General features: G+C 52.7%; 2 tRNA genes and 3 rRNA genes. All 5 read right to left on the minus strand.

Annotated features, from left to right (window positions below):
* Nucleotides 1-50: 50 nt before the first annotated feature.
* Nucleotides 51-164 (minus strand): 5S ribosomal RNA (rrf, locus tag AWB65_RS34065).
* Between the two features lie 231 nt (nucleotides 165-395).
* Nucleotides 396-3,275: ribosomal RNA gene (locus AWB65_RS34070) — 23S ribosomal RNA — on the minus strand.
* A 285-nt stretch (nucleotides 3,276-3,560) separates the two neighbouring features.
* Nucleotides 3,561-3,636, minus strand: a tRNA-Ala gene (locus AWB65_RS34075).
* 53 nt (nucleotides 3,637-3,689) lie between these two features.
* A tRNA-Ile gene (locus tag AWB65_RS34080) sits at nucleotides 3,690-3,766 on the minus strand.
* A gap of 61 nt (nucleotides 3,767-3,827) precedes the next feature.
* Nucleotides 3,828-5,358 (minus strand): 16S ribosomal RNA (locus AWB65_RS34085).
* Together the 16S, 23S and 5S rRNA genes with 2 tRNA genes alongside form the textbook arrangement of a ribosomal RNA operon.
* Nucleotides 5,359-5,586: the final 228 nt, after the last annotated feature.

Below are 5,586 nucleotides of genomic sequence, written 5' to 3' on the forward strand. Positions count from 1 at the left end.
AACGCAAAAACCCCACTTTTGGGGTGGGGTTTTTGTTTGAGGCATGAGGAGCCTGACGATTACCTACTTTCACACGGGAGATCCGCACTATCATCGGCGTGGAGTCGTTTCACGGTCCTGTTCGGGATGGGAAGGGGTGGTACCAACTCGCTATGGTCATCAGGCATGACTTGTTGCTGCGGTGTTTCTGTTGGGAAACGCCGTAGCCAATCTGGGAAGAAGTAGTCGAACTGCGCGAGGTTAAGCGCGTTCGGTGTTACGGGTGTTACTGGTGTTATTTGGGCTGTGCTTGTTGGCACAACGCTTGAATCTCAACCTGGTTGCGTACCCCCTTCGGGGGTGGGGTCCTGGTAAATGCTGAAGCATTAACCATGACCGCAAAACACACTGGTTATAGGATCAAGCCTTACGGGCAATTAGTATCAGTTAGCTTAATGCATTACTGCACTTCCACACCTGACCTATCAACGTCCTGGTCTAGAACGACCCTTCAAGGGGATCAAGTCCCCGGGGATATCTCATCTTAAGGCGAGTTTCCCGCTTAGATGCTTTCAGCGGTTATCTCTTCCGAACATAGCTACCCGGCGATGCCACTGGCGTGACAACCGGTACACCAGAGGTTCGTCCACTCCGGTCCTCTCGTACTAGGAGCAGCCCCCTTCAAATATCCAACGCCCACGGCAGATAGGGACCAAACTGTCTCACGACGTTTTAAACCCAGCTCACGTACCTCTTTAAATGGCGAACAGCCATACCCTTGGGACCGGCTACAGCCCCAGGATGAGATGAGCCGACATCGAGGTGCCAAACACCGCCGTCGATATGAACTCTTGGGCGGTATCAGCCTGTTATCCCCAGAGTACCTTTTATCCGTTGAGCGATGGCCCTTCCATACAGAACCACCGGATCACTATGACCTGCTTTCGCACCTGCTCGACTTGTCGGTCTCGCAGTTAAGCACGCTTATGCCATTGCACTATCAGCACGATTTCCGACCGTACCTAGCGTACCTTCGTACTCCTCCGTTACACTTTGGGAGGAGACCGCCCCAGTCAAACTGCCTACCATGCACTGTCCCCGACCCGGATCACGGGCCAAGGTTAGAACCTCAAACAAACCAGGGTGGTATTTCAAGGACGGCTCCACCGAAACTAGCGTTCCGGTTTCATAGCCTCCCACCTATCCTACACAGATCGGTTCAAAGTCCAATGCAAAGCTACAGTAAAGGTTCATGGGGTCTTTCCGTCTAGCCGCGGGGAGATTGCATCATCACAAACACTTCAACTTCGCTGAGTCTCGGGAGGAGACAGTGTGGCCATCGTTACGCCATTCGTGCAGGTCGGAACTTACCCGACAAGGAATTTCGCTACCTTAGGACCGTTATAGTTACGGCCGCCGTTTACCGGGACTTCAATCAAGAGCTTGCACCCCATCATTTAATCTTCCGGCACCGGGCAGGCGTCACACCCTATACGTCCACTTTCGTGTTTGCAGAGTGCTGTGTTTTTATTAAACAGTCGCAGCCACCAGTTTATTGCAACCCTCTCACCCTTCTGGCGCAGGCCAGTCAAGCTACAAGGGCGTACCTTATCCCGAAGTTACGGTACCAATTTGCCGAGTTCCTTCTCCCGAGTTCTCTCAAGCGCCTTAGAATACTCATCTCGCCCACCTGTGTCGGTTTGCGGTACGGTCTTGTTAGACTGAAGCTTAGAGGCTTTTCTTGGAACCACTTCCGATTGCTTCGCGACCTAAGTCGCTCGCCTCACACCCTTGAATTCCGCGCCCGGATTTGCCTAAGCGCCTTCTCCAATGCAAGGACCGGGACTTCCAACACCCGGACAACCTTCCGCGATCCGTCCCCCCATCGCATCTAACAATGGTGCAGGAATATTAACCTGCTTCCCATCAGCTACGCATTTCTGCCTCGCCTTAGGGGCCGACTCACCCTACGCCGATGAACGTTGCGTAGGAAACCTTGGGCTTACGGCGAGGGGGCTTTTCACCCCCTTTATCGCTACTCATGTCAGCATTCGCACTTCCGATACCTCCAGCGCACTTTTCAATGCACCTTCGCAGGCTTACGGAACGCTCTCCTACCATGCACATAAATGTGCATCCGCAGCTTCGGTGACTGGCTTGAGCCCCGTTACATCTTCCGCGCAGGACGACTCGATCAGTGAGCTATTACGCTTTCTTTAAAGGATGGCTGCTTCTAAGCCAACCTCCTGACTGTTTTAGCCTTCCCACTTCGTTTCCCACTTAGCCAATCTTTGGGACCTTAGCTGGCGGTCTGGGTTGTTTCCCTCTTGACACCGGACGTTAGCACCCGATGTCTGTCTCCCGTGATTGCACTCTTCGGTATTCGGAGTTTGCTATGGCGTAGTAATCCGCAATGGACCCCACAACCATGACAGTGCTCTACCCCCGAAGGTGATACACGAGGCACTACCTAAATAGTTTTCGGAGAGAACCAGCTATTTCCAAGTTTGTTTAGCCTTTCACCCCTATCCACAGCTCATCCCCTAACTTTTCAACGTTAGTGGGTTCGGTCCTCCAGTACGTGTTACCGCACCTTCAACCTGGCCATGGATAGATCACTTGGTTTCGGGTCTACGCCCAGCAACTGAACGCCCTATTCGGACTCGCTTTCGCTACGCCTGCCTTAATCAGTTAAGCTTGCTACTGAACGTAAGTCGCTGACCCATTATACAAAAGGTACGCCGTCACCCGTTTCCAGGCTCCGACTGTTTGTATGCATGCGGTTTCAGGATCTATTTCACTCCCCTCCCGGGGTTCTTTTCGCCTTTCCCTCACGGTACTGGTTCACTATCGGTCGATCACGAGTATTTAGCCTTGGAGGATGGTCCCCCCATCTTCAGACAGGATTTCACGTGTCCCGCCCTACTTGTCGTACACCTAGTTCTTCCTCGCTGTTTTCGTCTACAGGGCTATCACCTGCTATGGCCGCACTTTCCAGAGCGTTCGACTAACAACAAAGATAAAGAGTACAGGCTGATCCCATTTCGCTCGCCACTACTTTGGGAATCTCGGTTGATTTCTTTTCCTGCGGTTACTTAGATGTTTCAGTTCACCGCGTTCGCTTCACTGAGCCTATGTATTCAGCTCAGGATGACCCATACGGGCCGGGTTTCCCCATTCGGACATCTTCGGATCAAAGCTCGTTTGCCAGCTCCCCGAAGCTTTTCGCAGGCTACCGCGTCCTTCATCGCCTGTGATCGCCAAGGCATCCACCACATGCACTTGTTCGCTTGACCCTATAACGAGTGTGTCTTTTCGACGCTTCGCCATAGGTTGAGTATTCGCGTTGTGCCGTATTCCAAAGCAATCTTTCGATTACCTTTTCATACTTCGATACAATCACAACCCTGATTCACCTACTCACACACCCATCTCTAAGTATGCTTTCGTGAATCTCTTTACTACTTCTTCCAGATTGTTAAAGAACGTTCAGCCGATATAAAGTTGCCTTCACATCTTCTGACTGGCTCAATCGCCAATGGATACACGACTCTGTTGCCAGAACCTTATCCATTGAAGATTGGTGGAGGATGACGGGATCGAACCGACGACCCCCTGCTTGCAAAGCAGGTGCTCTCCCAGCTGAGCTAATCCCCCCGGGTGCCATGCTAAAAAGTCTGTCTACATCCGGTCTTCGCACGCACTTGGGGTGGTGGGTCTGGTTGGATTCGAACCAACGACCCCCGCCTTATCAAGACGGTGCTCTAACCGACTGAGCTACAGACCCTTAGCCTGTCTTCTTACAGCCGATAAGCGTGAGCGCTCAACTTAAACACTTTGAGCTCGAGAAAGGAGGTGATCCAGCCGCACCTTCCGATACGGCTACCTTGTTACGACTTCACCCCAGTCATGAATCCTACCGTGGTGACCGTCCTCCTTGCGGTTAGACTAGCCACTTCTGGTAAAACCCACTCCCATGGTGTGACGGGCGGTGTGTACAAGACCCGGGAACGTATTCACCGCGGCATGCTGATCCGCGATTACTAGCGATTCCAGCTTCACGCAGTCGAGTTGCAGACTGCGATCCGGACTACGATCGGTTTTCTGGGATTGGCTCCACCTCGCGGCTTAGCGACCCTCTGTTCCGACCATTGTATGACGTGTGAAGCCCTACCCATAAGGGCCATGAGGACTTGACGTCATCCCCACCTTCCTCCGGTTTGTCACCGGCAGTCTCCTTAGAGTGCTCTTGCGTAGCAACTAAGGACAAGGGTTGCGCTCGTTGCGGGACTTAACCCAACATCTCACGACACGAGCTGACGACAGCCATGCAGCACCTGTGCGCCGGTTCTCTTTCGAGCACCCCCACCTTTCAGCAGGGTTCCGACCATGTCAAGGGTAGGTAAGGTTTTTCGCGTTGCATCGAATTAATCCACATCATCCACCGCTTGTGCGGGTCCCCGTCAATTCCTTTGAGTTTTAATCTTGCGACCGTACTCCCCAGGCGGTCAACTTCACGCGTTAGCTACGTTACTAAGGAAATGAATCCCCAACAACTAGTTGACATCGTTTAGGGCGTGGACTACCAGGGTATCTAATCCTGTTTGCTCCCCACGCTTTCGTGCATGAGCGTCAGTATTGGCCCAGGGGGCTGCCTTCGCCATCGGTATTCCTCCACATCTCTACGCATTTCACTGCTACACGTGGAATTCTACCCCCCTCTGCCATACTCTAGCTTGCCAGTCACAAATGCAGTTCCCAGGTTAAGCCCGGGGATTTCACATCTGTCTTAACAAACCGCCTGCGCACGCTTTACGCCCAGTAATTCCGATTAACGCTCGCACCCTACGTATTACCGCGGCTGCTGGCACGTAGTTAGCCGGTGCTTATTCTTCCGGTACCGTCATCCCCCTCAGGTATTATCCAAGAGGTTTTCTTTCCGGACAAAAGTGCTTTACAACCCGAAGGCCTTCTTCACACACGCGGCATTGCTGGATCAGGGTTTCCCCCATTGTCCAAAATTCCCCACTGCTGCCTCCCGTAGGAGTCTGGGCCGTGTCTCAGTCCCAGTGTGGCTGGTCGTCCTCTCAGACCAGCTACAGATCGTCGCCTTGGTAGGCCTTTACCCCACCAACTAGCTAATCTGCCATCGGCCGCCCCTATAGCGCGAGGTCCGAAGATCCCCCGCTTTCTCCCTTAGGTCGTATGCGGTATTAATCCGGCTTTCGCCGGGCTATCCCCCACTACAGGACACGTTCCGATGTATTACTCACCCGTTCGCCACTCGCCACCAGGGTTGCCCCCGTGCTGCCGTTCGACTTGCATGTGTAAGGCATGCCGCCAGCGTTCAATCTGAGCCAGGATCAAACTCTTCAGTTCAATGCCTGTTACTGTTTTCGGTTGTTTTACCAACCGGTCGCTCACTCAACGTACTGACAAGTTCTGCTTATCTTTCCATCTCTGGAAATACACTCAAAACCTACCTTTATACTAGTGTGAGACTTGATACTTTCGCTTCATGCAACCAAGCCCGAAAACCTGGAAGCCGCGTCGCCATCAAGCGCCCACACTTATCGGCTGTTAGTTTTTAAAGAACATTCGCGAGAA

Origin of the sequence: Caballeronia humi, assembly GCF_001544475.1 — a bacterium.
Taxonomy (GTDB): Bacteria; Pseudomonadota; Gammaproteobacteria; order Burkholderiales; family Burkholderiaceae; genus Caballeronia; species Caballeronia humi.